Source organism: Robiginitalea sediminis (assembly GCF_002198115.1).
Taxonomy (GTDB): domain Bacteria; phylum Bacteroidota; class Bacteroidia; order Flavobacteriales; family Flavobacteriaceae; genus Robiginitalea; species Robiginitalea sediminis.
This window is the reverse complement of the sequence record NZ_NGNR01000002.1, coordinates 430,583-454,899: the sequence shown is the minus strand read 5'-3', so window position 1 is coordinate 454,899 and position 24,317 is coordinate 430,583. Positions and strand designations below refer to the sequence as shown.

At 53.8% G+C, this 24,317-nt stretch carries 17 protein-coding genes; 11 read left to right on the top strand and 6 right to left on the bottom strand.

What is annotated here, in order from left to right; translation table 11 throughout:
- Positions 1 to 70: 70 nt before the first annotated feature.
- The gene (locus CA832_RS08215; protein WP_088341096.1) at positions 71 to 718 is read right to left on the bottom strand and encodes a rhomboid family intramembrane serine protease; all 648 of its coding nucleotides are present in this window, start codon (positions 716 to 718) and stop codon (positions 71 to 73) included.
- Between the two features lie 51 nt (positions 719 to 769).
- On the opposite strand from CA832_RS08215, the gene CA832_RS08210 reads away from it, so the two are divergent.
- On the top strand, positions 770 to 1,654 hold the full coding sequence (locus CA832_RS08210; protein ID WP_088341095.1) for a lysophospholipid acyltransferase family protein: 885 nt from the start codon (positions 770 to 772) through the stop codon (positions 1,652 to 1,654).
- Between the two features lie 89 nt (positions 1,655 to 1,743).
- Entirely contained in the window at positions 1,744 to 2,529 is a 786-nt protein-coding gene (locus tag CA832_RS08205) for a DUF3050 domain-containing protein (RefSeq protein ID WP_088341094.1), read from the top strand.
- Between the two features lie 4 nt (positions 2,530 to 2,533).
- Here the strand turns inward: CA832_RS08205 and glmM are convergent, their stop codons facing one another.
- A complete protein-coding gene (gene glmM, locus CA832_RS08200) occupies positions 2,534 to 3,922 on the bottom strand; it encodes a phosphoglucosamine mutase (protein WP_088341093.1) in 1,389 nt (462 codons plus the stop codon).
- Between the two features lie 82 nt (positions 3,923 to 4,004).
- Between glmM and CA832_RS08195 the strand changes: the two genes are divergently transcribed.
- Both CA832_RS08195 and ggt read left to right on the top strand, forming a co-directional pair.
- Positions 4,005 to 4,601, top strand: coding sequence for an acyl carrier protein phosphodiesterase (locus CA832_RS08195; protein ID WP_088341092.1), 597 nt, complete (start codon positions 4,005 to 4,007; stop codon positions 4,599 to 4,601).
- 62 nt (positions 4,602 to 4,663) lie between these two features.
- Complete coding sequence (gene ggt / locus CA832_RS08190) at positions 4,664 to 6,316, top strand: gamma-glutamyltransferase (RefSeq protein WP_088341091.1); 1,653 nt, start codon at positions 4,664 to 4,666, stop codon at positions 6,314 to 6,316.
- Positions 6,317 to 6,404: 88 nt separating this feature from the next.
- Here the strand turns inward: ggt and CA832_RS08185 are convergent, their stop codons facing one another.
- Positions 6,405 to 7,160 (bottom strand): XRE family transcriptional regulator, encoded by a 756-nt coding sequence (locus CA832_RS08185; RefSeq protein WP_088341090.1) that lies wholly within the window; start codon positions 7,158 to 7,160, stop codon positions 6,405 to 6,407.
- A 135-nt stretch (positions 7,161 to 7,295) separates the two neighbouring features.
- Between CA832_RS08185 and CA832_RS08180 the strand changes: the two genes are divergently transcribed.
- Complete coding sequence (locus tag CA832_RS08180; protein WP_088341089.1) at positions 7,296 to 7,973, top strand: DUF4130 domain-containing protein; 678 nt, start codon at positions 7,296 to 7,298, stop codon at positions 7,971 to 7,973.
- Positions 7,974 to 7,983: 10 nt separating this feature from the next.
- Here CA832_RS08180 and CA832_RS08175 read toward each other — a convergent pair whose 3' ends face one another.
- Positions 7,984 to 8,511: a hypothetical protein gene (locus CA832_RS08175; protein WP_088341088.1), complete on the bottom strand. Its 528-nt coding sequence runs from the start codon at positions 8,509 to 8,511 to the stop codon at positions 7,984 to 7,986.
- 112 nt (positions 8,512 to 8,623) lie between these two features.
- Between CA832_RS08175 and uvrA the strand changes: the two genes are divergently transcribed.
- The 4 genes from uvrA to CA832_RS08155 all read left to right on the top strand — a co-directional run bounded on the left by uvrA (position 8,624) and on the right by CA832_RS08155 (position 17,625).
- Positions 8,624 to 11,494, top strand: a complete 2,871-nt coding sequence (gene uvrA / locus CA832_RS08170) for an excinuclease ABC subunit UvrA (RefSeq protein ID WP_088341415.1) — start codon at positions 8,624 to 8,626, stop codon at positions 11,492 to 11,494.
- A gap of 30 nt (positions 11,495 to 11,524) precedes the next feature.
- Complete coding sequence (locus tag CA832_RS08165) at positions 11,525 to 12,211, top strand: LOG family protein (protein ID WP_088341087.1); 687 nt, start codon at positions 11,525 to 11,527, stop codon at positions 12,209 to 12,211.
- A 4-nt stretch (positions 12,212 to 12,215) separates the two neighbouring features.
- Positions 12,216 to 15,059 carry a gluzincin family metallopeptidase gene (locus CA832_RS08160; protein ID WP_088341086.1) on the top strand — a complete coding sequence of 948 codons (2,844 nt, stop codon included), beginning with the start codon at positions 12,216 to 12,218 and terminating at the stop codon, positions 15,057 to 15,059.
- A 157-nt stretch (positions 15,060 to 15,216) separates the two neighbouring features.
- Complete coding sequence (locus CA832_RS08155; RefSeq protein ID WP_088341085.1) at positions 15,217 to 17,625, top strand: alpha-ketoacid dehydrogenase subunit alpha/beta; 2,409 nt, start codon at positions 15,217 to 15,219, stop codon at positions 17,623 to 17,625.
- Positions 17,626 to 17,721: 96 nt separating this feature from the next.
- Here CA832_RS08155 and CA832_RS08150 read toward each other — a convergent pair whose 3' ends face one another.
- Positions 17,722 to 20,499, bottom strand: a complete 2,778-nt coding sequence (locus tag CA832_RS08150) for a M16 family metallopeptidase (RefSeq protein WP_088341084.1) — start codon at positions 20,497 to 20,499, stop codon at positions 17,722 to 17,724.
- Positions 20,500 to 20,629: 130 nt separating this feature from the next.
- Between CA832_RS08150 and CA832_RS08145 the strand changes: the two genes are divergently transcribed.
- Together CA832_RS08145 and CA832_RS08140 are read left to right on the top strand one after the other, a co-directional pair.
- Entirely contained in the window at positions 20,630 to 22,873 is a 2,244-nt protein-coding gene (locus tag CA832_RS08145) for an aminotransferase class III-fold pyridoxal phosphate-dependent enzyme (protein WP_088341083.1), read from the top strand.
- Between the two features lie 48 nt (positions 22,874 to 22,921).
- Positions 22,922 to 23,302: a DoxX family protein gene (locus tag CA832_RS08140; RefSeq protein WP_088341082.1), complete on the top strand. Its 381-nt coding sequence runs from the start codon at positions 22,922 to 22,924 to the stop codon at positions 23,300 to 23,302.
- On the opposite strand, the gene holA is transcribed toward CA832_RS08140, so the two are convergent.
- Positions 23,303 to 24,307, bottom strand: a complete 1,005-nt coding sequence (holA, locus tag CA832_RS08135; protein WP_088341081.1) for a DNA polymerase III subunit delta — start codon at positions 24,305 to 24,307, stop codon at positions 23,303 to 23,305.
- Positions 24,308 to 24,317 lie beyond the last annotated feature (10 nt).

Sequence of the window (24,317 nt, the reverse complement as noted above, 5' to 3'; positions counted from 1 at the left end):
AGACCTAACGCCCAGAGTCCCTGATTCGTATATCCAAGTCGGATTTAAAGGCAAAAACTGTTAAAAATAATCAGATACGCCCGGTTTTCTGCAACACAAAAAGCAGGATAATGGGCACGGCCAGCAGCAGGACCATAACCGGATGGGAAGTTATGATATCCGGCTTGAAGAGGAGGGTAATGACGAATCCTCCCACGGCGCCCCCGAAGTGGGCGGAATGCCCGATGTTGCCCTGGCGGCTTTTCATCCCGTAAATAGAGTAGAGCAGATACGCGATCCCCAGCACATAGGCCGGAAACGGAATGGGGATAAACATGAGGGCCAACCGCATATCGGGCTGCAACAGGATGGCAGAATACAATATCCCGGTTACGGCACCACTGGCGCCCACCGCACTGTAATACGGTTCATTGCGGTGAAAGTAGAGGGCCAGCATACTACCGGCCAGCAAACTCAGGAAATACAGGATTAAAAACCGGGAGGGCCCAAACCAGCTGATAACCACATCTGCAAAAAAATACAGGGTGAACATATTCAGGAAAAGGTGGGCAATGTCTACGTGGAGAAACCCGGAGGTGAGGGCGCGGTCCCGCTGCCCTGCCCGAATGGCGCTGATATTGAACTTGTACCTTTCGAAAAAACCGTAATCGTTGAAGCCCTTAAGGCTCACAAGTACATTGGCAGCAATAAGAATAATCGTGGCTAAATGCAAATTCATGGAGGTAGACAATAGGGCCAAATATAGCTATATTTGCCCAGATCAGAGCGCATGCACAAAGCCGTTTTCCTCCTCTCCTACCCTTTAATCTGGTTGGTTTCCCGCCTCCCCTTACCCCTCTTGTACGGTCTGTCCAACGGGGTGTATTTCCTGGTATATCACCTGGTGGGCTATCGGCGTAAAGTCGTACGGGACAACCTGCGCCTGGTTTTCCCGGAAGTGCCCGAAAAGCGACGCAGGGAAATTGAACGGAAGTTTTATCGGCACCTGTGCGACATGTTCCTGGAAATGGCAAAAACCATGGGGATGAAACCGGAACAAATCATGAAGCGCTTCACCTTTTCCAACCTGGAACTCATCCGGCGCCTAGAAGATGAAGGAAAGAGCATGATGATTGTATTTCCCCATTACGCCAGTTGGGAATGGGCTATTATCCTTGACCGGCACATACGCTCCCGGGGCTTTGGGATCTACCAGCCCATCAACAACCCGTATTTCGACCGATGGGTAAGGGATGTTCGCGGCAAGTTCGGCATGACCCTGATTACCACCAAGCAAACCCGGGATGTTGTGGCCCAAAACAGGAAAGAGGGTCAGCTTGCGACTTATGGCATATTAATCGACCAATCCCCCATGCTTAAAAAAGCCCATTACTGGGCTCCTTTTATGGGGATTGAAGTCCCAATCCACACAGGGGCGGAGATGCTCTGCAAACAACTGGACCTCCCGGTGGTCTACCTGAAGGTAACCAAATTGGGGCGGGGCAGGTACCACGGGGAATGTATCCTGCTGGCCGAGGAGCCCACAAAAGTCCCGGATTACGCCATTACCGATGCGTTTTTCCGGGAAACCGAGAAGGCAATCCGCGAGGCCCCGGAGTATTACTTCTGGACCCATAAGCGCTGGAAACACAGGGGGAAAAAGCCGGCAAAATAGAAGGCTCCATAGGTTGTATAAGAAGAATCTATTCCCGACATGTGCCTGTGCTGGACGTTGTTCCATACCTTGCCTCAAATTCCCCCGTTATGTCTCCTATGTCGTCCTTGCTGGAAGCAATTCATTCCAGGCAACAACTGCTTAAAGATCATCCCTTATATGCCCAGCTGAAAGAACTGCACCATGTCCGTACGTTTTCCGAAGGACATGTTTTTGCGGTCTGGGATTTTATGTCTTTGCTTAAAACCCTTCAGATAGGCCTTACTGGGTATCGTATCCCCTGGATGCCACCGGCCAGCCCGCAAATCGCCCGATTTATCAATGAAATTGTGCTGGGTGAGGAAACGGATGAAAACGACGAAGGGGAAGTACAGAGCCATTTTGAAATGTATCTGGATGCCATGCGGGAATTGGGTGCCGATACCGGGCCGATTGAAACCCTCCTCTTGAAGTTGGGAGTCGGGGAATCTTTGGATGTTGCCCTAAACGCATTGCCCCTCCACCTGGGAATTGCCGGATTTGTGCAGTTTACCTTCAGTATAATAGAAACAGGCGAGATGCATCGGATTGCTTCGGCCTTTACCTTTGGGCGGGAAGATCTGATTCCGGATATGTTCCTGGCCATCTTGAATAAGGCAGAGCACGATGGGCAGGGAGCCTTTGGTAAAATGCGATATTACCTTAACCGGCACATAGAAGTAGATGGAGACCACCATGGGCCCCTGTCACTGCAAATGGTCACTTCCCTGTGCGGGTCAGATGCCGTGAAGTGGCAGGAAGCAGAAGAAACAGCTATTAGGGCCCTCGACGCCCGTATTGCCCTCTGGGATGCCCTTTTGGAGCGTATCCAGGATACAGAACAGGTTGGAGCCTGAATCCTCAGCGATCTGATAGGTTCCTGATTTCCCCAATAAACCGGTCTGCCAGGGCATCTGCTTCCTGCTGGGACCCGGCTTCGGTATAGATCCGTATGATGGGTTCGGTATTGGATTTACGCAGGTGCACCCAGCCGGAATCAAAATCGATTTTAACGCCATCCACTGTATTGGGCCCTTCCTCCTTATAGGTTCCGGCAAGGGTTGCCAAAAGCGCGTCGACGTCCAGCCCCGGGGTCAGCTCGATTTTCTTTTTGCTCATATAATATTGGGGATACCCGGCCTTCAGGGCACTTACCGAGAGTCCGCTTTCACTGAGGAGCATAAGGAAAAGGGCCGTGCCCACCAGGGCATCACGGCCGTAATGGCTGGCCGGATAGATAATGCCCCCATTGCCTTCGCCCCCGATTACCGCATTATGGGCTTTCATGACCGCCACCACGTTTACTTCTCCCACGGCGGCTGCAAAATACTGCCCGCCATGAGACTGGGTAACGTCCCGCAAGGCCCGGGTAGACGAAAGGTTGGAAACCGTATTGCCCGGCGTCTTGCCCAGGACATAATCCGCACAGGCCACAAGAGTATATTCCTCTCCGAACATCTCCCCTTTCTCGTCGATAAAGGCCAGGCGATCTACGTCCGGGTCCACTACAATACCGAAGTCGGCACCCTCCTGAACCACCTTAGCACAAATATCTGTAAGGTGCTCCTTGAGAGGCTCCGGGTTATGGGGAAAATGCCCGGTAGGCTCGCAATACAACTCCACGACTTCTACCCCAAGGGCCTTCAGGAGCTTGGGAATTGCAATTCCCCCGGTAGAACATACCCCGTCTACCACTACTTTAAACCCTTTGGCGCGGATGGTTTCCGCCTGTACCAGTTCCAGGGCGAGGACTTCTTCCACATGGAGGTCCAGGTAGGCATCGTGTTGGGTTATCTTACCCAGGTCGTCCACCTCTGCAAAAGAAAAGTCTTCTGATTCTGCGGATTCCAGGATGCGCATCCCCTGCTGGGCATCTATGAACTCTCCTTTGTTGTTCAATAATTTCAGGGCGTTCCATTGCTTCGGGTTATGGCTGGCGGTGAGGATTATCCCCCCGTCTGCCTGCTGGCCGGGCACGGCCAATTCAACGGTAGGCGTGGTGGAAAGACCCAGGTCGATGATATCAAACCCCATCCCTACCAGGGTTTGTGCAACCAGTTGGTGGATCATCTCCCCTGAAAGGCGGGCATCCCGCCCGATGACAACCCTGGGGCGCTCTTTGCCGCATTCTTCCCGCAGCCATTGGCCATAGGCCGCTGCAAATTTAACAGTGTCCAGGGGGGTGAGATTGTCTCCGGGCCTACCCCCTATGGTACCTCGGATTCCGGAAATGGATTTGATCAGGGTCATCTGAAATTGGTTTTGACAAATATAAGGGCTTCCCCTGTCTAACGCATGTTTTCGTACTTTAGTCCCTGAGCGCTGCAACGGATTGAACTTTTTAGCACATATATACCTTAGCTTCGGGGACGATGATGTTACCCTGGGGAATTTTATCGCGGACAGCATCCGCGGAAAGGACTACCTGGAATTCCCCTCCGGCATACAAAGAGGGGTATTGCTGCACCGCGAAATAGACACCTTTACCGATACTCATCCCGTTACCCGCCAGAGCAGCAAGCGCCTGCATGGCAAATACGGGCATTACAGCCGGGTTATCGTGGATATCTTCTACGACCACTTCCTGGCGCGCAACTGGGAGGCGTACAACGGGGAATACGACCGTGTCCCCCTGGACCTTTTCGTGGATCGCTTTTATGACCTGCTGGAGGCCCGCTTCCAGGAATTGCCGGAATCCGTACAGCGCATGATGCCCTACATGGTTTCGGACAATTGGCTGGTTAACTACGGGAAAATGGATGGGATTGCCCGGGTCCTGGAAGGCATGAACCGGCGCACGCGTCACCGCAGCGGGATGCATAAGGCCATTGAAGACCTCTGGTTGCACTACGATAAATTCCAGGGGGAATTTGAAACATTTTTTGCTGAATTGGTTATCTTTTCGCGTCAAAAACTGAAACTCCTTTGAACCTGTACCGCATCTTCAGACATTCCTTTAAACCAGCGCTTCCCGGCATAGTGCTGACATTGATGACTCTTGTATCCTGCAGCCAGCCAGAGGCTGCCCCCACCGGCGTGGTGGCCGAAAAGGCCATGGTTGTCTCTGCCCGGGAGGAAGCCTCCCGGATTGGTTTGGAAGTCCTGCGTAAGGGCGGCAATGCCTTCGATGCTATGGTGGCAACCGAAATTGCCCTGGCCAGTGCCTATCCATTTGCTGGCAACCTTGGCGGGGGTGGCTTTATGGTGTACCGTACGGCAGATGGGGAAGCCGGGAGCCTCGACTACCGGGAGAAAGCCCCATTGGCTGCCCACAAGGACATGTACCTGGACTCTCTGGGAAACCCGGTCCCGGATCTGAGCCGGAAAGGGGCTACCGCAGTGGGTGTACCGGGAACTATTGCCGGGATATTCGAGGTGCACCGTCGCTTTGGGTCCCTGCCCATGTCCGAGCTTCTCGCCCCTACCATTGAACTGTGTGAGCGGGGTGTCCGTGTGACGGAGAAACAGGCCGAAAGGCTGGCGAGTTACTTTGAGGTAATGGCAGAAGTAAACGGCGATAGCATTCTCTTTGCCAACGATTGCCAGCCCGGCGATACCCTCAGGTATGCTGCCCTGGCCCGCACCCTGCAACGGATCTCAGACAACGGGCGGGATGAATTCTACAAAGGCGAAACCGCCAGGACCCTGGTGGGGTTCCTTCAGGAGCGGGGCGGATACATTACCATGGAAGACATGGCGCGCTACCAGGCGGTTTGGCGCGATCCGGTTGTGTTCCAATATAAGGACCTGAAGGTGATTTCCATGGCGCCGCCCAGCAGCGGGGGGGTTACCATGCAGCAAATCCTCCGGATGATGGAACCCTATGACCTGGCCTCCATGGGGCAGCATACCTCCCGGAGCATCCAGCTCTTTACCGAGGCGGCCCGACGGGCCTACGCAGACCGGAACTACTACCTCGGGGACCCTGATTTCGTGGATATTCCCATGGAGGAGCTGCTGAATGCCGAATATTTAAAAGCAAGAATGAAAACCTTCTCCTTCGATTCCGCCACCCCATCCGACCAGGTCAGTGAAGGAAAGCTCATGCTCCGGGAAAGCGAAGAAACCACCCACTATTCCATTGTGGACCAATGGGGAAATGCAGTATCTGCGACCACTACCCTCAACGGGGCCTATGGCTCCAAGCTCTATTGTACCCCCCTCGGGTTTTTTCTCAATAATGAAATGGACGATTTCAGCGCCAAACCCGGGGTGCCGAACATGTTTGGGCTGATAGGTGCTGAGGCCAACAGTATTGCACCGGAAAAACGCATGCTCAGCAGTATGACCCCGACCATCGTGGAGCGGGATGGCAAACTCTGGATGGTGGTGGGAACCCCTGGCGGCTCTACCATTATTACAGCCGTAAGCCAGACCATCCTGAACGTCTATGAGTTCGGGCAGAGTATGCAACAAGCGGTTAGTGCGCCGCGTTTTCACCACCAGTGGCTTCCGGACCTGATTGTTTTTGAACCTGAAGGGTTTTCAGATGCCCTGAAGGACAGCCTGAGGAACCTGGGGTACCACATCAATGAAAACCGGACCCCCATTATCGGGAAAGTGGATGCTATAAGGGTCTTGCCGGACGGACGGCTGGAAGGTGGTGCCGACCCCAGGGGAGATGATACCGCGGTCGGGTTCTGAGTTTAAAAATCAGACAGGCCGTATTTCTTTAGGAAAATGTGCGAGGTGAAGGTATACCCCAGATTCGCACCCGAATAAGGATACTGAGTTACGCCTGCCCCAGTTTCTGCTTGAGTTCCTCCATAGACTGCTGCAATTGCCGCAACAGGCCGTTTTCCGTAGTGGCGTCTACGCCGAAAGTGATCTTGCTGCTGACTTCCCAAACTTCCTGCAACTGGCTTTCGCTGATCTCATAAGGGGAATAGGATTCATTGAGGGAAATCAACCGGAGCGTACCACTGCCCGGGAGTTTTTCAATTTTCTTCACCATGACAGCATCCTGAAGGACCACTACATATATTCGGCCAGCACTCACATGTTTCCAGTCCTCCACGGCCCGGCCCAGGACCCAGTCGCCCGGTCGCAGGTTGGGCATCATACTGTCCCCCTCTACCTGGAAGCCCCTGTAAGTGGCATTCCGGAATTGAGGAATGGGAAGGTCGAAGGCCGGCAGTTGCCGGTACCAGCTGGTATCCTGTATGTTCTGCGGATACCCTGCCGCTGCCTTGGCGTTAACCAACACAATATTTTCATTATCGGCCGAATCTACCGTGACTACTTTTGGCATAACACTTACTCCGGAAGTCTCCAGGTGCTGCTTGTCACTATTTCCAAAAAGCCAGAGCGGGTTTATCTTAAACTGCCGCAGGAGTTCGGTTACAACCATGCCGGACAGCTTCGTCCTGCCCCGCTCGATATCCGCGGTGGTATTGGGAATGCCAAGCCTTTCTGCGAATTCGGCCTGGGTAAACCCGAGCTCCCGACGTAGTTCGGTAAACCTTTTAATACTGATGTCCTGATCCATATACTTTAAGACAGCTTAGATATCCTGTCAAGTCAAAAATACAAATTATGGATAATTTCCAAAATTTATTGCGGATTATTTCCATATTTGGATTATTTACGTATTTTTGGAATATATCCATTTATCATTACACGTATGGCAACTTCAGAAACCGGTATTTTCGATGGGACCTTTAAAGGTTTTCTCTCTGCAGCTTCCTGGGCGCTGGCCTCCTCCGATGTGACCCGCACGGTCCGCAAGGCTTCCGGAACCCAGGCAAACCTCTTTGCATCACTTCAATTCCTGCCTTACGACCCGGAACGCGCCCATTACTTATGGGAATGGCTTGGGCAGAAAGGAACAGCCAAGCAGCGTTTGGTATATTTTGCCTTCCTTTCGGAGGCCGAGGGGGTTGAATCCTTGCTCCTGAGATATCTGCAGGTGCTTTTACCGGCAACTCAGAAAGACCGGGATACCTGCCGGGTGCTGGAATCCGAGGTAAGCCACCTGGCCATGAAAGTATCGGTTGCCAGGGAGCGGTTGGAAAAGCGTTTGATTTTTACGCCATCCGGTTCCCAACCTGCCCGGTGTAATGTAAGCCCCGAATACGACATCCTGCCCCTTTTGAGCAAAGGGTTACGACAACGCTTCGGGTCCCAGTCCTGGATGTTGTACGACAGGCGTCGTCACTATGGGCTTTTGGGGACTGAGGGCAGTGTCAGCCTGTTTTCGAACCGCACCAGCGCTTCCCCGGCGTGCGCCTTTTATGGTCAGCCAGTGGATGAAAAAGAATTTGAGGTGGCGACCTGGGAGGAAGTGCGCCCTGCCGTATAAGCTACCCGCCTTACTTGGTACGTTCGCCTATAAACTGGTCCCCTTTGGATTTAAAGAGGACATTAAAAGTGGTCAGGCTTCCGTATATCCGGGTTATGTATTGCTGGAGCTCTATTTTTTCAGCATCTGACATCCCGGGGTGTGCATTGATCTTTTGCTCCATGACACGAAGGCGGTCCCGCACCATGACGATCTTATGAAAAAAGGTGTCGATGGGTATTTCCTTTTCAGCAAGCCCCGGATCTCCGGGTTTCAGCACCAGGGAGCCCCCTTTCCAGCGGTCGGCCAGGGGCACCAACGTGGAAATATCGCTCCACTTCCTCAGGATGCGGATCAGGGTCATTTCCACCTCCGAGAAACTTATGGTGTCCACATCGTCCTGCAAGGCCTCAATGACCTCGAATTCAGCATCGACATCGATTGTTTCAAGACCGGTCTCCATAAAGGAAACCCAATAGTGCCGGGAGCTCACATTCACAACTACTCCCGGGCCGTGTTCAGGGTGGCGGATACGGGATCCTATGCCGAGTATTTCCATATTTGTTTTAATGTTTTGCCTCAAAATTAGGGCCGCCCGGAGGAATAATCAAATTTATAGTCACCTTCCGTTTTCGGCCTTAAAATCGTAATTTCGCTGTTTGTTTTATACTGTGAGCCAACAAGAAGAATTCATCAGGGTCCAGGGGGCGCGGGTACACAACCTGAAGAATGTGGATGTGTCCATCCCACGTGAAAAGCTGGTCGTGATTACCGGGTTGTCGGGCAGCGGGAAATCCTCCCTGGCTTTCGACACCATTTACGCTGAAGGACAGCGCCGGTATATCGAGACCTTCGCCGCTTATGCCCGCCAGTTCCTGGGGGGGCTGGAACGGCCCGATGTCGATAAGATAGACGGGCTCTCCCCTGTTATCGCCATCGAGCAGAAAACCACTTCCCGTTCACCCCGGTCTACCGTAGGCACCGTCACAGAAGTATACGATTTCCTGAGGTTGTTATTTGCCCGGGCCTCGGATGCCTACAGCTATAATACAGGCAAGAAAATGGTCAGCTACACGGATACCCAAATCCGGGACCTGATCGCTTCGGACTACCAGGGAAAGCGGATCAACATCCTGGCACCTGTGGTGCGCTCCCGGAAAGGCCATTACCGGGAACTCTTCGAGCAGATTGCCAAACAGGGTTTTGTGAAGGTCCGCGTAGACGGCGAAATCCGGGATCTGGAGAAGGGAATGAAAGTAGACCGGTACAAAACTCACGATATCGAAATCGTGGTAGACCGCCTACAGGTAACGGAAACCGAGGATACTCTGAAACGCCTGGACGAGTCCATTCAGACAGCCATGTACGCCGGGGAGGATGTCCTGATGGTCCTGGAGGAAGGCCAGGAAGATCCCAGGTTTTTCAGCCGGGACCTGATGTGCCCTGAATCCGGGATTTCCTATCCGGTACCCGAACCCAACACCTTTTCCTTTAATTCTCCGAAAGGGATGTGCCCCAATTGCAACGGGTTGGGCCACGTACATCAGGTGAACCTCAGGAAGATCATCCCGGACCCTACCCGATCTATCCGTGCCGGGGGGCTGGCTCCCCTGGGAGAGTACAAAAAATCCTGGGCTTTCAAACAACTGGAGACCATTGCCCTGCGCTATGGCTTCGATCTGGCCGACCCAATTGGGGATATCCCGGATGAGGCGATGGAGATTATATTGAACGGCGGGGACGAACGCTTCGCGGTGGATTCCAAAAGCCTTGGGGTGAAACGTCAGTACCGCATAGAATATGAAGGGATTGCACGTTTCATCCAGGAACAATACAAGAATAGCGATTCTACCAGTATCAAACGGTGGGCCCATGATTTTATGGACAAGGTAACCTGCCCGGAATGCGGCGGGACGAGACTTCGCCGGGAATCGCTTTATTTCAGGGTAGACGGAAAAAGTATCGCAGACCTGGCGGGCATGGACATCGGGGAACTGGCGGCCTTTTTCGAAGCCTTGCCAGAGAAACTCAGCGGAGACCAGCAGGTAATCGCCTCCGAGATTATCAAGGAAATCGGCAGCCGGGTTGGTTTTTTGCTCGATGTGGGGCTGGATTACCTGTCCCTGAACCGGGGTTCTCGAACCCTTTCCGGGGGTGAAGCCCAACGCATCCGCCTGGCGACACAGATCGGGTCCCAGCTGGTTGGGGTGCTTTACATTCTGGATGAACCGAGCATCGGGCTGCACCAGCGCGACAACAACCGCCTGATCCGGTCCCTTAAATCCCTGCGGGATCTGGGGAACTCCGTGGTCGTTGTAGAACACGACCGCGATATGATCGAAGAGGCAGACCACGTGATGGACATCGGGCCCAAGGCCGGGAAACACGGGGGTGAAATCATCTCGGAAGGCCCTCCCGAGGCCATCCTCACCCACCCTACCCTCACTGCGGAGTACCTCAGTGGCACCCGTCGGATACCTGTTCCTTCCGAGCGACGGAAAGGCAACGGGAAGCAAATCCGCCTGACCGGATGTACCGGGCATAACCTCAAGGCCATAGATGTGTCCTTCCCTCTTGGGACAATGATCGGGGTAACCGGGGTGTCCGGCAGCGGCAAGTCGACCCTGGTTAACGAGACCCTTTACCCCATCATGAATGCCCATTATTTTAATGGGGTCAAAAAACCAAAGCCTTACAAAAGCATAAGCGGCCTGGAGCACATCGACAAGGTTATCGATATCAACCAATCGCCCATAGGAAGGACTCCCAGGTCTAACCCGGCTACCTATACCGGGGTCTTCGGGGAAATTCGGGCACTGTTTGCCAAAACCACCGAGGCAGCCATCCGGGGGTATAAGCCAGGCCGGTTCAGTTTCAACGTTAAGGGCGGCCGGTGCGAAACCTGCCAGGGCGGCGGCCTGCGGGTGATCGAGATGAATTTCCTCCCCGATGTTTATGTTGACTGCGAGACCTGCAATGGCAAGCGCTTCAACCGCGAGACCCTGGAAATCCGATATAAGGGCAAATCCATTTCCGATGTATTGGAAATGACGGTAGACGAGGCGGTTTCCTTTTTCGAACACATCCCGAAAATCTACCGTAAGCTGAAAACCATCCAGGATGTGGGGCTGGGTTATATTTCCCTGGGTCAGCAGTCCACGACACTATCAGGGGGGGAGGCCCAACGGGTAAAACTCGCCACGGAACTGTCCAAAAGGGATACGGGGAACACCTTCTACATCCTGGACGAACCTACAACCGGGCTGCATTTTGAAGACATACGGGTACTTATGGAAGTTCTGGACAAATTAGTAGACAAAGGGAATTCGGTATTGATCATTGAACATAACATGGATGTGATCAAGATGATGGACCACCTGATCGATATCGGACCGGAAGGCGGCCGAGGCGGGGGTACCGTAGTAGCCACCGGAACCCCGGAGGACGTCTGCGCCTCCTCCCAGGGGCATACGGCCCGGTTTTTGTGCCGTGAGTTGTACCCCGAACGGGAAGCTGTGGAAGAAAACGCCACCGGCAAATAAAGAATTCAAAACAATTAGCGTTAGTAGTACATGAGGAAAGAAAAGCACCACAAAGGCTGGAACGAAATCAAAACCAACGATTCCTGGGCCATTTTCAAGATAATGGGAGAGTTCGTTACAGGGTATGAAAAACTGAGCCTGATAGGACCCTGTGTCAGTATTTTCGGCTCTGCCCGGACCCGGGAAGACCACCCGTACTACCAGCTTTGCGTGGAAACAGCCCGGCAGCTTTCCCAGGCCGGCTATGGGATCATCACCGGGGGCGGCCCGGGTATTATGGAAGCCGGAAACCGTGGCGCCAGGCTGGCAGGGGGAACCTCTGTAGGCCTTAACATAGACCTCCCCTTCGAACAGCATAACAACCCGTATATAGACGAGGACAAAAGCCTGGACTTCGATTATTTCTTTGTCCGTAAGGTCATGTTCGTAAAGTATTCCCAGGGCTTTGTGGTGATGCCCGGGGGCTTCGGCACCCTGGATGAACTGTTCGAGGCCATAACCCTCATCCAGACTGAGAAAATCGCGAAATTCCCGATTATCCTGGTGGGAACCGATTTCTGGAGCGGCCTCTTCGAATGGATTAAAACCACCATGCTCAATGCAGGCAACATCAGTCCTGATGACCTGAACCTGATCCACCTGGTAGACACCCCGGAAGAAGTGGTAGGCGTCATAGACGGGTTCTATAAAGCCCATATGCTAAGCCCCAATTTCTAAAACTATGGGGTGGGATCTGCGCACATACCGGAAGTACACCAGCCGGCTGGCCTTAATGGCCTGCTGCATGTACACGGTTAGCCAGGCCCAGCACCGTAATACTGTCAGGGCCAACCTGGTGGAAGAAGAGCAACTGCTGGAAATCCAGCAGGAGTTTACCTATGTAAATGCCTCGAAAGACTCCCTGGCACAGCTGTACTTCAACGACTGGAACCATGCCTATTCGGACAAAAGCACGGCCCTTGCAAAGCGCTTCGCAGAGGAGTTCAAAAAATCCCTCCATCTGGCCAAGCCAGAAGAGCGGGGCGCTACCAATATCCTCTCTGTTGTAGATGACGTCTACCGCGGGCTGCAGTGGAAGCGCATGGAAGGCAAGGACATCGTCCGTTTCGATCTGGGGGAACCCCTGGCTCCGGGCGATTCCACACGCCTGTTTATCACCTATACCGTCAAGCTCCCCCCCAACCGGTATACCCCTTACGGCTACTCCCCTAACGGAAGCTACTACCTCAAGGACTGGTACCTGACCCCTGCCGTGTATGACGGCACCTGGCACTTGTATTCCAACAAAAACCTCGAGGACCTCTTTACCGACATCACCAATACCCGGATAGATCTGGAATTCCCGGATTCCCTCTACCTGGGTACCAATTATGTGGATATTAACCTGGTTAAAAGGCCACAAAGGCAGTCGGCAACCCTGCGGGGTGTACAACGCAAGAGTTGCGACGTGATTCTGAATGCCGAAAGGCCCTTCCAGAAACACCTGACACCCTTCCTGCTGGTAGTGACCGATATCCGGTCCCCAAGGTACAATGAAGTGATGCAGGGCGTCTCCATAGACCGGATTTCCCGGTTTATTCATCAAAACCTGGGAGATTTCCCCTATGAGCAGCTGTTGGTCAGTGAGATAGACTTCAACAAAAACCCACTGTACGGACTCAATCAGTTACCGTCCTTTATCCGGCCCTACGAGGAACAGTTCCAGTTCGAGATGAAGTTCCTGAAGACCGCCCTGATCAGCTATATGCGGGAAACGCTCTTTCTGAATCCCAGGGATGAAAAATGGGTTACGGATGCCATTGTGAACTACCTGATGATCCGGTACGTGGAGACCTTTTACCCCGACCAGAAGCTTCTGGGGAAACTCTCCAACTGGTGGATGTTAAAAGGCTTCCACCTTTCCCAGATGCACTTTAACGACCAGTATTCCTTTTTATACATGCTTTCCGCCAGGCGCAACCTGGACCAGGCCCTAAGTGTTCCGAACGATTCCCTGATCAAATTCAACCAGAAAATCGCCAATACCTACAAGGCCGGTCTGGGGCTTTCCTACCTGGCCAATTACGCCGGGGCGAGCAGTATAGACCGGGCAATCAAGATTTTTTACGAAACGTACAAACTCAAGCCCGTTGGGGCCGCAGATTTCCGTAACCTCATAGAGTCCCACGCCGGGAAGGATGTGGGCTGGTTCTTCGACACTTATGTAACCACCAGTAAACAGATCGATTATAAAATAAAATCCGTAAAGAAGACGGGAGATTCCATAGCCGTTACGCTCAAGAATAAAACCGGGGCCGAAGTCCCCATCTCCCTCTCCGGGATCAACCGGGACACGGTGGTCTCCCAGTACTGGTTTAAAGGGTTCAGCAATACGCAGACCTTTACCATCCCGCAGCAGGGGGAACGCAGGCTGGTGCTGAATTACGACCAGAAAATCCCCGAATTCAACCAGCGGGACAACTGGAAAACCCTTGGGGGGTTCTTCTCGGGGAATAAGAAGCTGAAATTCCAGTTCTTCCGGGACAGTGAGAACCCCTATTACAACCAGATCTTCTGGGTCCCCGTTGCCAATTACAACTTTTATGACGGCATTACCCCCGGCATCCGTTTAACCAACAAGACCCTGCTGCAACGGCCCTTTACCTTCGACTTTGCCCCGACCTACGCCACCAAGGAAAAGGCCCTGGTGGGCTATGGCCGGCTAACGTATCAGAAATTCCATAAAAAGACCGGGTTCTACCTCAGTCAGCTGTCGCTTTCGGGCTCGTCCTACCATTTTCAGGTCAACTCCCGCTACTCCACCCTGACGCCTTCCATTTTACTGGGCTGGAGGCCCAGGGACCTGATTTCCAATACGCGGTCCAGTTTATTACTGCGGCACGTAAACGTGTTTCGGACCATAGATTCTGCCATAGACAACCTGGAGACCGAACCGGATTATAGCGTACTGAACCTAAGGTACAGCTACCTGCACAACCATATCATCAATTATTTTTCCTGGTTTGCCGATGCGCAGCATGCAGCCGATTTCAGCAAACTGGCCCTGAATGCCGAGTACAGAAGGCTTTTTGACAACAACAGGCAGCTCAACCTGCGGATCTTTGCCGGGGTGTTCCTGCGCAACCGGACAGATTCCGACTATTTCAGCTTTGCCCTGGACCGCCCTACCGATTATTTATTCGACTATAACTTCCTGGGTCGTTCCGAGGATTCCGGACTGCTTAGCCAACAAATCATCATTGCAGAAGGGGGGTTCAAATCCAAATTACCCGATCCGTTCGCGAATGACTGGATGCTCACCGGGAATGCGAGCTTTAACCTCTGGCGCTGGTTGGAGGTCTATGGAGATGCCGGTTTCCTGAGGAACACGGGGAGCGATGCCCGGTTTGTATACGATTCAGGCATTCGGCTCAACCTGGTAACCGACTACTTTGAGCTCTACTTTCCTGTGTATTCCAACCTGGGGTGGGAAATCGCGCAACCCAACTACAGTTCCCGAATCCGATTCATCATCACCATCAGCCCCAGGACCCTGACAGGTCTGTTCACGCGGAAGTGGTTTTGATTGTGATATTGGTAATATTTCCTCCTTTTTTTGTTGAATATGCAATTTAAAGCCGGTATACAGAGTTGTAGATGTGAATTCTCTAATGAGAATCCATTTAGGCATTGTAAATAACCACCGGAATGCGTACCTTTGAATACAATCTCCTGACCTGCCCATGGAAGTTCACCTAGACCCTGAAAAAGACATTTCTTACAACGACTTTAAGGAACAGATCTTAACCGATTACAGGGTGGCCGTTACGAGCCGGGAGTGCAGCCTGCTTGGACGACGGGAAGTACTAACAGGCAAAGCCAAGTTTGGAATCTTCGGGGACGGCAAGGAATTGCCACAATTGGCAATGGCGCGAGCCTTCCGCAACGGGGACCACCGCAGCGGATATTACCGGGATCAGACATTTATGATGGCCCTGGGGTTGCTAACCCCCAAGGATTTTTTCCATGGCCTGTACGCCACCACGGATATCCGCCTGGAACCCATGAGTGCCGGGCGCCAGATGGGTGGGCACTTTGGCACCTACAGCATCGATGATGACGGAAACTGGAAAGACCTCACCGCCCAGCCTAACAGCAGCCCGGACATCTCCCCTACCGCGGGCCAGATGCCGCGTTTGCTGGGGTTGGCCCAAGCCTCCAAGCTCTTCAGGAAGCTGAAGGACCTGCCCTCCGAAGGACTTTCGGACAACGGAAATGAAGTGGCCTGGGGAACCATTGGCAATGCATCTACCAGCGAAGGTCATTTCTTTGAGACCGTTAATGCCGCTGGGGTCCTGCAGGTGCCCATGGTTATCAGCATCTGGGACGACGCCTACGGGATATCCGTCCCGGCCAAGTACCAGACCACTAAAGAAAATATTTCGGAAATCCTCAAAGGGTTTAAACGCACAGAAACCGAGCCGGGTTATGAGATATTCCGTGTAAAGGGATGGGATTATACCGCCCTGATCCACACCTTCGAGAACGCCGGAGACATCGCCAGGGAAAGCCACATTCCGGTTATCATCCACGTCACAGAGCTCACCCAGCCCCAGGGACACAGCACCTCCGGCTCCCACGAGCGCTACAAGACTGAGGAGCGCCTGAAATGGGAGCGGGAGCACGATTGCAACCTGAAGTTCCGGGAATGGATCCTGGCGAACCAGATCGTGGCCGAAGAGGAGTTGTCTGCCCTGGAGAAGCAGGTAAAAAGGGAGGTGCGAACCGCCAAAAAAGAAGCCTGGGCCGAATTTTTAGGGCCCCACCTCCAGCAAAAAAAGGAGTTGCGCGACCTGCTGGAAGCGGCTGCTGAAGCCAGCCCCAACCGGGCCTTCATCAGCAAACTCAAAAACGACCTGATCGCCGTGGAGGAGCCCCTGAAACGGGATCTTATTTCCAAGGCTCGAAAGGCGATGCGCTTTCTCATCGGGGAACAACATCCTCAAAAGGAAGCCCTCAAAGCATGGATAGATGCTTTCATGGCGCAAACCCAGCCGCTTTACAGCTCCCACCTCTATTCCGAATGGTCCAACAAGGCCACTGCCATCCCGGCCGTTCCGCCGCAGTATGGGGATAATCCCGAAATGGCAGACGGGCGTATCATCCTGAGGGACAACTTCGACCGGCTTTTCGCCAGGTACCCCAAGGCCCTTATCTTCGGAGAGGACAGTGGAGCCATCGGGGATGTAAACCAGGGGCTTGAAGGCCTGCAGAAAAAATACGGCCCACTTCGCATTGCCGATACGGGCATCCGGGAAACCACCATTATCGGACAAGGGATTGGTCTGGCCCTCCGCGGGCTCAGACCCATAGCCGAAATCCAGTACCTGGACTATGTGCTCTATGGGCTTCAAACCCTGAGCGATGACCTGGCTACCCTGCTATACCGTACGGTAGGGAAGCAGAAAGCGCCCCTCATTGTGCGTACCCGCGGCCACCGCCTGGAAGGCATCTGGCACTCCGGTTCCCAGATGGGTGGGCTTATTCACCTGTTGCGGGGCATATATTTGCTGGTCCCCAGGGATATGACCCAGGCCGCCGGGTTTTACAATACCCTGATGAAAACGGACGAACCGGCGCTGGTGGTAGAAAGCTTAAACGGATATCGCCTCAAAGAACCTGTCCCCCTCAATCTCGGGGAGCACTGTACCCCTATTGGCAAGGTGGAAACCATGCGCGAGGGTCGTGACATAACGGTGGTTTCCTATGGGTCTACCCTCAGGGTAGTTCTGCAGGCCGCCAAGGAACTGGAAGAAGTGGGTATCTCGGTCGAAGTCATCGACGCCCAGTCCCTATTGCCCTTCGATCTGAACCACGAGGTATGCGAGAGCGTTAAGCGAACCAACCGCTTGCTGGTGGTAGACGAGGATGTACCCGGTGGCTGTGCAGCATACCTGATGCAGCAGATCGTAGAGGGACAGGGCGCCTACCAGTACCTGGACTCAGCGCCGCAGACGCTTACGGCACAGGCACACCGGCCGGCCTATGCCAGCGACGGGGATTACTTCTCCAAACCCAATACAGAGGATATTTTCGAGAAGATCTATGGCATTATCAGCGAAGCCGACCCGCAGCATTTCCCACCCCTTTAGGCTTTTACCTACAGATGGGGTTCCGGAGTACCCGAGATCAGAACAAACAAAAACCCGCAACGGAAGTTGCGGGTTTTTGTTTAATGCCCTTTCTAGTTAATTCTTCATCTCCACCTCCGTGCTTTTCAGGGTCGGGGTTTTGGGGTTTCCATCGGCATCGATTTCAATAATCTGGTCGAAACCGAGGGCATCGAGCTTTTCGATGATCTTGGCCTTATCGCCAACCATAAACCAGTTTACAGCCCCGGGTTGTACCACCTGCTGGCTCACAGCCCGGACCTGGTCCAGGCTCAGGTTGCGCACGGCGGCATCGTAGGTCTGGTAGTAATCATCCGGCAGCCCGTAGCGTACCAGGCTGGCTACCGAACCGGCAACGGCTGCATTGGTCTCCCATTGCCCGGGAAGTTTCAGGATTTGATTCGTCTTAACCTTTTCCAATTCCTCCGCCGTTGCCGGGCGGGTGCTGGTAAATTCAGAGATCTCCTTTCTGAGCTCTGTTACCGATTCGGCCGTTTTATCGGTCTGTACCGGCGCGTACATAATAAACGGGCGCTCGTTTCGCGCCCCGAGTACAAACCCTCCGGCCCCATAAGACCAGTGTTTGTCCTCCCTCAGGTTCATGTTGATACGGGAGGTAAAATCCCCTCCCAGGATACTGACCATCTGCTCGAGGGCAACCTCGGGAAGGTCCCCGTATTTTTCGGTAAGGTGGCCCGCAATGATCACCGATTGCTGGGATTCGGGCCGGTCCATCAGATACAGCGTATTCCCGCTGCCGGGCTTGGGCTCAGGAAACCGGATTTCCGGCACATTTCCCTTTTTCCATTTCCCGAAATGGTCCTCCAGGGAAGCCAGAAGGTCTTTCATGGCGACATCCCCGGTAACCACCAGGGTGGCATTGTTTGGCTTGATCCAGGTATCGTAAAATGCCTGCACGTCACTGCGGGTAAGGGCCCCCACCGTAGTTTCATAGCCGGTTCCCGTATAGGGGTTGCCATAGGGATGCTCCTCCCCGTAGAGGTATTTGTTCATCACCCGAAGCGCCATAGCCACCGGAGCGGATTTCTCACTCTTGATATCGTTGATCTGCTCGGTCTGCAGGCGGTCGAACTCGTTCTGGGGAAATGCCGGGTTGAGGACCACCTCGGCAAAAAGCTCCATGCTCGCCTCCAGGCTGGGCTTAAGGGTGTTCATATACACACTGGACATGTCCTGATTGGAGAAGGTGCTCAGGCTTGCCCCCAGCAACTGCAATTTCTCATTGATCTGCAGGGAGGTCAGCTCCTTGGTACCCTCGTCCATGAGGTTCATGGCCAGTTCTGCCGTACCCGGGCTGGAAAGGTGGTCGGTCTTGTATCCCGCATCGAACATCAAGTTCATGACTACGGTAGGCACTCCACTGCGCTGGGCCAGGACTACCTTCATCCCATTGGAAAGCTCCGCCCTTTGGATATCCGGGAATCTCGAGGCTTTCTGGGGCCCGAGTTCCGGAAGTTTGGACCGGTCTGCCCCGGTTTGGGCCACGGTGTATTCCGGGAAGGGGTTACACACCAGTACGTGTTTGCCTTTGGTCAGCCATTTAGCAGCCGTGGCCTTTAAATCGGCTACCGTTGCGGCCTCCGCATACTTCAGGACGGTTTTGTAATAAGACGCATCCCCAAAATAGGTCTCGTTGGAAGCCAGGATATCCGAGACACCCCCAAAACCACCTATGCGTTCCAGTCCTTTTATAAAATCTGCAAAATAATCCGCCTTTACCCTTTTGAGTTCTGCCTCTGTGGGGCCCTCTGCGATGAGTTTGTCGATCTCTTCCATCAGAACCTTCCGGACGTGGTCCGGGTCGCCCCCGGGCTTCACGTTGGCGAAGGTGATAAACCGGCTGGCCAATTCCGCGGATGCCTGGAAGGCAAAGGCCGAGCTGGCAATCTGGTCTTCATATACCAGGCGCTTGTACAGGCGGGAATTCTTCCCGTTGGACAGGATGGCGGCAATCAGGTCGAAGTGGATGTCCTCCTTCGCCCCGAACTGCGGGGTATTCCAGGCAAACAACACCCGGGATTCCGGCACCCGGTCCTCGTAGACCTGGTAGGTGTCATACGGATGGTCGGGAATGTTGATTTCCTGCCGTTCTATGGTGGGCCCGGAAGGTATGTCCCCGAAATACTTCATTACTTTCTGGTATACTTCCTGGGGGTTAACATCCCCCGCAACCGCCAGCACTGCATTGGCCGGGCCGTAATAGCTTTTGAACCACTCCTGCACGTCCTCCAGGGAGGCCGCATTCAGGTCCGCCATTTCCCCGATTACCGTCCAGGAATAGGGGTGTCCTTTGGGATACATAGACCAGGTGAGGTAATTCCACTGCTTGCCATAGGGTTGGTTTTCCCCCTGCCGCTTCTCATTTTGCACAACCCCCCGCTGCTCGTCCAGCCTGGCCTGGTCTATGGCGCCCAACAGGTGGCCCATCCGGTCCGATTCCAGCCAGAGGACCTGGTCCAGGGCGCTTACCGGGACGTTCTGGAAATAATTGGTCCGGTCCTGGTTGGTGGTGCCATTCAGGTCGGTAGCCCCGATACGCTCCAGTGCCTGGAAATAGTCGTCGTTGTAATGTTCACTTCCATTGAACATCAGGTGTTCGAAGAGGTGGGCAAAACCGCTTTTGCCCGGTTTTTCGTTTTTGGACCCCACGTGGTACCAGATATTGACCGCTGCAATCGGGGCCTTATGGTCTTCATGCACCAGGAGGGTCAGGCCGTTTGGGAGCACAAAACGTTCATAGGGAATTTCAATGTCGTCCGCCTTGAAGGCAAAGCCCTGGGCACCCGCCCACTGCGGCAAAGTGCACACCAGGAGCAACAGGAGTAGTCTTCTCATGGTTCTCTTTTTGATGATTTTGGTTAAACGTATTAAATATAGGGAAATATAGGCGTTCCTGCCCCCGGAATCGGGATGGGTTTTGCACCTCCTATTTTTCATTAAGTTTGAAGGTCAGGTGAACCAACGGATGGAAGGACTATACGGCATATTGGAAACGGCCTTCGGGGTACGCGTTACTACCCATAAGCCCCTTGAGGGGTACCAGGACCGTACCACCCTGGTCACGGGCCCCAAGGGGAAATGGATCCTTAAGGTCCATGAAACAGGAGATGAGATCAAATCCCGGCTGGCCCTGGAGGCGCGGCTCATGGAACACTATAGCCAATCGGATACCTTTGCCTTCCCAAAACCCCTAAAAACCCTTACCGGAAACGATTTTGTCGTTCACAACGGCCACTGTTACCGCCTGCTGGAATTCCTGGAGGGTAGTTTTCTGGCTGAGGCCGATCAGGATGCCGCGCTCCTGGAATCCTTCGGGGAGTTGTTGGGCACTTGTGGCCATCTTGCGGCCACCTTCAACGGTCCTGGTGTTTCCCCACCCTTTTCCTGGGACCTGCGTCACCTGCCGCTCTCCCTGCAGTACCAGGAGCAGGTTTCCCCCCATCGGACCAAAACCCTTATAGCCTATTTTGCCCAGCAGTTCGAGACCCATGTTGTACCCAAACAGTATAGCTTTCGCACCGGGTTTATCCACAACGACGCGAATGACTGGAATGTCCTTACCTACCGCGGGAAGGTAACCGGCCTGATCGATTTCGGGGATGCCTGCCACAGCTGGTTGGCAGCGGACCTGGCCGTGGGGATGACCTATGCGCTCATGGGGAAAGAAGACCCCATGCAAGCCGCGGAATCTATCCTTAAGGGATATGCCCGATGCTTTACCCTGGAGGCAGAAGAAGCCGACATCCTATACCTGCTGATAGCCGGGAGGCTGTGCATCAGCCTCTGCCAAAGCACCCATGCCCGGAAACTCCGGCCGGACTCGGAATACGTCTCCATCAGCGAGGCACCGGCCCGGGAACTCCTGGAAAAATGGGTGCGCATCAACCCCCTTGAAGCCCAAAGGCGGTTCAGGGCTGCAGCCGGGCTGGCGATTCCCGAGGCCTCTGCCGAGGAGTCTTATGCCCACAGGCGTAACAACCTTTTGAGCCCTGCCATGAGCCTCAGCTATTCCAGGCCCATTGTTATGAAGGGCGCAGCGTTGCAGTACATGTACGGCCATAAAGGGGAGACCTACCTGGATGCTTACAACAACATTATGCTTGTGGGGCACTGCCATCCGGAGGTAACCCGCAGGACCTGCCAGGCCCTTCGGACCCTTAATACCAATACGCGTTACCATTTCGACGCCCTGCCGGACTATGCGGAAGCCCTCCTGGGTCACTTCCCCCCTTCCCTCAACCGGGTTTTCCTGGTTAATTCGGGAAGTGCCGCGACAGACCTGGCCCTGCGCCTGGCGCGCGCTTACACCGGAAAATCCATGGTTATGGCATTGGAACACGGGTACCATGGAAACACGATTGCCGGCATTGCCGCAAGTCCCTACAAACACAGCTCTGCCGATAGCTTCCCGGAAACGTTGGTGTGTCCTATGCCAAAGGTATTCGGATCCGGGTTGGCAGACGATGGTACTGCCGGGGCCCACTTCAGCAGCCAGGCCCTGAAACTCCTCAGCAGGTACAGTGGTACCGTGGGTGCATTCCTGGCAGAACCCATTATGGGGTGCGGGGGGCAGGTGCCCCTCCCAAAAGGATACCTGGAACCCATTTATAGGGCTGTCAGGGCTCAGGGAGGGCTTTGTATTTCCGATGAAGTCCAGGTAGGTTTCGGGAGGCTTGGCCCTGATTTCTGGGGATTTAACCAATACGGCGTGGTCCCGGATATGGTCATATTAGGGAAACCCATGGGTAACGGGCACCCGATTGGGGCGGTGGTATGTACCCGGGAAATCGCCGAGGTTTTTGCAAAAGGACCGGAATTTTTCAGCTCCTTTGGCGGGAATCCGGTTTCTTGTGCTGCCGGCCACGCCGTACTCGATGCCTTGGAAGAAGAGGACCTGCCCGAGCACGCCTCGGCCGTCGGAACACTCTTGAAGGATGCCCTTACCGGGCTGCAGTCCGAATTTTCGTGTATTGCAGATGTCAGGGGGAATGGACTATTCCTCGGGGTGGAACTGCTGGAAGAGAACGGGGCTCCTGCCACTGCACTGGCAGGGAAGATCAAAAACCGGATGCGGGAAGCCCATGTGCTGCTCAGCACGGATGGTCCTGGCGATAACGTTTTAAAAATCAAACCTCCACTCCCCTTTAACCGGGAAAACAGCTGGGAGTTGATCGATAAACTCAGGGGATGCCTAAAAGGAATACGGTAGATTCATTATAAATTAATACTTTAGTAATCCATCGTTAATCGACTAACCATGAAAAGTTCCCTAAAAACAGACCTCGGCCTCCTCATCCTGCGCGTTGCAGGAGCCGGGATGCTCCTTACCCACGGCATCCCCAAAATCGGCCGTCTTTTCGGCGAAGGCCCCATCCAATTCGGTGACCCCATAGGAATTGGAGCCGGGCCATCCCTTTTCCTTATCACCTTTGCTGAGGTGGTATGTGCCGCTATGGTTCTCATTGGGTTTAAGACCCGCTGGGCTGCGATCCCAGTCGTGATCGGCATGCTGGTAGCCGCCTTTATCGCCCATGCAGCGGACCCTTTCGGCACCAAGGAGAAAGCCCTGCTTTTCGCCTCTATCTTCCTGGCCCTTTTCTTCACGGGCCCCGGAGGTTACAGTGTGGATAAGAAGTAATTAGGCGATTTTATAAAGCAGTTCCCGCAGCAGATCCTGGTGGGACAGTGAGGTAGAGCCCACGCCCTTGCCTTTCAGGTCCATCTCCCGCAGGACGCCTATTATAGCGCTGACCCGTTTCATGGGATAGTGCCTGGCAGCGGTTTGGTATTCGCTTACAAAATAAGGGTTGATGCGCAGGGCACTGGCCACATTCCTGGGGCTGTGGTCGTCCAGGCCGTGGTATTGCAGCAACTGGGCAAAGAAGGTGTGCAACAGGGAAATGGTCAGCACAAAAGGGTTGTCCTTGGGGTTCTCCCCGAAATACTTGATAATGCGGGTGGCTTTGGAGATATCCCGGCTGGCAATCGCCTTTTTTAATTCAAAGTTGTTGTAATCCTTGCTGATTCCGATATGGTCTTCGATATCCTGCGGACCAATTTCGGAGCCTTCCGGTAATACGATTTTAAGCTTGTCCAGCTCATTGGCGATCTTGCTTAGATCTGTTCCGAGGTATTCCACCAACAGGGCCGAGGCCTTGTGGGAAATTTTAAACCCGCTGCCCAAGAGGACCTTCCGGATCCAGTCCGCCACCTGGTTCTCGTAAAGCTTTTTGCTCTCAAAGACCACACACCCGTTTGCCTTTAAGGCCTTCACCAGTTTTTTCCGCTTGTCCAGGGTCTTGTATTTGTAACACAGTACCAGCACAGTGCTGGGTTGCGGGTTTTCCACATAGGATACCAATTGCTCAATGGTACGGCTCAGGTGTTGTGCCTCCCGGATAATGAGTACCTGGTATTCCGACATCATCGGAAAACGCTTGGCCTGGGCCACAATATCATCTACCCCGACATCCTTGCCGTAGAGCACGGCCTGGTTAAACCCGCGCTCGGCTTCTGTAAGGACATGGGAACCGATGTATTCCGAAATGCGGTCTATATAGTAGGGTTCCTCCCCCATGAGCAGATACACAGGCGCCAGCTGCCGCTGTTCAATGCTTCGGATGAGTTCCCTGACTTCCTCCATTGGAAAAATA